Genomic DNA, 3,369 nt, shown 5'->3' with positions numbered 1-3,369 from the left:
ATGGTGATCCTCCTCGGGTTCTTCGCCTTCAAGATCCTCCCGGGCGACCCCGTCGCGAAGATCGCGCGCGAGCACCCGATGTCGCCCGAGCAGATCGCGCAGCTGCGCGCGCAGCTCGGTCTCGACAAGCCGCTCTGGCAGCAGTTCGGCGACTACCTCGTCAACGTGTTCACCCTGAACTTCGGCGAGAGCTACGTCTACAAGCAGAGCGTCGCCTCGCTGATCGGCGACTACTTCTGGAACACGATCCTGCTCACCGGCACGTCCGCGGTGATCGCGATCGCGCTCGGCCTGTGGCTGGGTCAGAAGGCGGGATGGCGGCCCGGCTCGCGGTTCGACCAGCTCACGACCGGGACGTCGCTCGTCCTGTGGTCGGTGCCGACGTTCTGGCTCGCCCTCATCCTGCTCATGGTCTTCGGCGGAACGCTCCACTGGTTCCCTACGGGGGGCATGGTCTCGCCGAACCCGCCCGACGACACCCTGGGCAAGATCCTCGACGTCATCTCGCACATGGTGCTGCCGGTCATCACGATGGTCGCCGTCGTGTACGCCCAGTACGTCATGGTGATGCGCGCCTCGGTGATGGAGGAGAAGAGCGCGGACTACCTCGTCACCGCCCGGGCGAAGGGCCTGAAGGACGACGACCTGCGCACGCGGCACGCGGTGCCCAACGCGCTGCTGCCGACCGTGACGCTGGTGTTCCTCCACATCGGCGGGCTGGTGGCCGGTGCGGTGACGGTCGAGACCGTCTTCTCGTGGCCGGGCCTGGGCAAGCTCACGTACCAGGCCATCCAGGGTCCGGACCTGCCCCTGCTGCAGGGCACCTTCGTGGTCTTCTCCGCGATCATCATCTTCACGAACCTCGTCGCGGACTTCGTGTACCGCCGGCTCGACCCGAGAGTGAGGCGCGGATGACCGCCTACGTCGAAACCGCTGCGCGGTCGCCGCGCAGCATGGCCTGGGCGCGCCGCCGGCGTGCGTTCGGCGCCTTCTGCCGGGAGTTCTCGCGCAGCCGCTCCGGCATGATCGGCCTGGGGTTCCTCGTCGTGATCATCGCGCTGGCGGTGCTCGCTCCGGTGCTCGCCCCCGCCTGGATGCTGGACGTCACGAAGCTGCTCGACCAGCCGCGCTTCGCCCCGCCGTCGCTCGAGCATCCGCTGGGCACCGACGACCAGGGCCGCGAGCTGTGGGTGCGGATGATCTGGGGCGCCCGCGTGTCGCTCCTCGTCGGCGTCGCGGCCACAGCCGTCTCGATGATCATCGGCACGGTGGTCGGCATCGCCGCCGGGCACTTCACCGGGTGGACCGGCGGCCTGCTGATGCGCATCATCGACTTCTTCCTCGTGCTGCCCTCGCTGATCCTCGCGATCGTGCTGTCGGTCGTGCTCTCGCGCGGCGTCTGGACGATCGTGATCGCCATCGGACTCACCTCGTGGGCCGGCACCGCCCGCGTCGTGCGCGCGCAGACCCTGTCGGTCGAGTCCCGCGACTACATCGAGCGCGCGCGGGTACTGGGCGCCGGCCCCTGGCACATCATCGTGAAGCACCTGCTGCCCGCCGTGCTGCCGCTGGTGCTCGCCAACACGACGCTGACGGTCGGCTCGGCGATCATCGCCGAGTCCACGCTGTCGTTCCTCGGCCTCGGCGATGCGACCCTGCAGTCCTGGGGCTCGGTCCTCAAGAACTCCATGGACGTGTCCGCGGCGACCGCCGGCTACTGGTGGTATGTGCTCGTCCCCGGCATCGCCATCGTGCTGGTCGTGCTCGCCTTCACGCTCGTCGGGCGGGCCGTCGAGACGATCGTCAACCCCACGCTGAGGAGCCGCTGAGATGCCGGATCTGACATTCGACGACGTCTCGATCGTCTACCGCACCAGCGGCCGCAACGACCGCGGCGCGATCCCCGCCGTCAAGAACGTCTCGCTGAAGCTGCCCGCGGGCGGCACGCTGGGTGTGGCCGGCGAGTCCGGATCGGGCAAGTCCACGCTCGCCATGAGCGTGCTGCGGCTGCTGCCGCCGAACGCCACGATCGAGGGCCGTGTGCTCATCGGCGACACCGCCGTGGCGGATCTGCGCTTCGGCGAGCTGCGCGCGCTGCGCTGGGCCGAGGCATCCATCGTCTTCCAAGGTGCGATGCACTCGCTCAACCCGGTCCGCACCGTGGGGCAGCAGATCCTCGAGGCGCTCGAGCTGCACGTCGCCGACGGCTGGAAGTCCGACAAGGCCCGCAAGGCGCGCGTCGTCGAGCTGCTCCGCGATGTCGACCTGCCGCCGGCGAAGGCGGACGCGTACCCGCACGAGCTGTCGGGCGGGCAGAAGCAGCGCGTGATGATCGCGATGGCGCTCGCCTGCGAGCCCGACATCATCATCGCGGACGAGCCGACCACGGCCCTCGACGTCATCGTGCAGAAGCAGATCCTCGACATGATCAGCCTGCTCGTCGCCGAGCGCGGCATCTCGATGATGATGATCAGCCACGACCTGTCTGTCCTCGCCACCGCCTGCGAGCGGATCGCCATCATGCGCGACGGCGAGCTGCTCGAGATCGGCGACTCGTACGAGGTCTGCACGAACCCGCAGCACCCTTACACGCGCCAGCTCGCGGAGGCGTTCCCGACCATCGGCGATCCGTCGTCGCGCCTGAACCCGGTCACCCGCCGGGGCGGATCGACGGGCGCGACGACCCGCGAGCTCTCAGACGACGTGCTGCTGGAGGCCCGCGGCGTCACGGTGACCTACCGCGGGCGCGGCCGGCCGCTCGCCGCGGTCAAGAACGTCGACCTGAGCCTGCGGCGCGGCGAGATCCTCGCCCTCGTCGGACAGTCGGGGTCGGGCAAGACGACACTGGCGAGGACCATCGTCGGGCTGCAGCATCCGGACGAGGGGTCGGTCATCCGCTTCCGCGGCAAGGACATCCCCCGCAAGGGGCGCGCGCTGCGCGAGTTCCGCAGCGAGGTGCAGATGGTGCTGCAGGATCCGTCGGCGGCGCTGAACCCGAAGCTCAGCATCTACGAGTCGATCGCCGAAGGCCTGCGGGTGCAGCGCTACCCGGGCGACGAGCAGGAGCGTGTCGCACAGGGCCTGACGGATGCCGAGCTGACGCCGCCGGAGCGCTTCTTCACCGCCATCCCGCAGGAGCTCTCGGGCGGGCAGCGCCAGCGCGCCGTCATCGCCGGGGCCCTCGCGGTCGGGCCGCAGCTGCTCGTCGCGGACGAGCCGGTCGCATCGCTGGATGCATCCGTGCGCGGCGAGATCCTGGCGCTGATCCTGTCGCTGCGCGATCGCCTCGACCTGAGCGCCCTGGTCATCACGCACGACCTCGGTCTCGCGTGGAACAGCGCCGACACGGTCGCGGTGATGTACGAGGGC

At 69.6% G+C, this 3,369-nt stretch carries 3 protein-coding genes; all 3 read left to right on the top strand.

From position 1 onward, the window contains the following. Nucleotides 1-915, top strand: a 915-nt coding sequence (locus ACTHNQ_RS07950; protein WP_440332609.1) for an ABC transporter permease, incomplete at its 5' end; no start/stop codon positions are given. Further along, nucleotides 912-1,829, top strand: a complete 918-nt coding sequence (locus tag ACTHNQ_RS07945; RefSeq protein WP_440332607.1) for an ABC transporter permease — start codon at nt 912-914, stop codon at nt 1,827-1,829. The genes ACTHNQ_RS07950 and ACTHNQ_RS07945, both read left to right, overlap by 4 nt. Before the next feature lies 1 nt (nt 1,830). After that, the coding region (locus tag ACTHNQ_RS07940) for an ATP-binding cassette domain-containing protein (protein ID WP_440332605.1) at nt 1,831-3,369 on the top strand (1,539 nt) is incomplete at its 3' end.

This window comes from Microbacterium sp. (assembly GCF_051953575.1).
In the GTDB taxonomy this organism is placed as follows: Bacteria; Actinomycetota; Actinomycetes; order Actinomycetales; family Microbacteriaceae; genus Microbacterium.
The sequence above is the reverse complement of the archived record's forward strand: the minus strand, read 5'-3'. Positions and strand labels throughout refer to the sequence as shown.

What these genes read in the sequence shown, in the direction of transcription:
- ACTHNQ_RS07945 (WP_440332607.1), top strand. Translation starts at nt 912, where the DNA reads ATGACCGCCTACGTCGAAACCGCTGCGCGGTCGCCGCGCAGCATGGCC.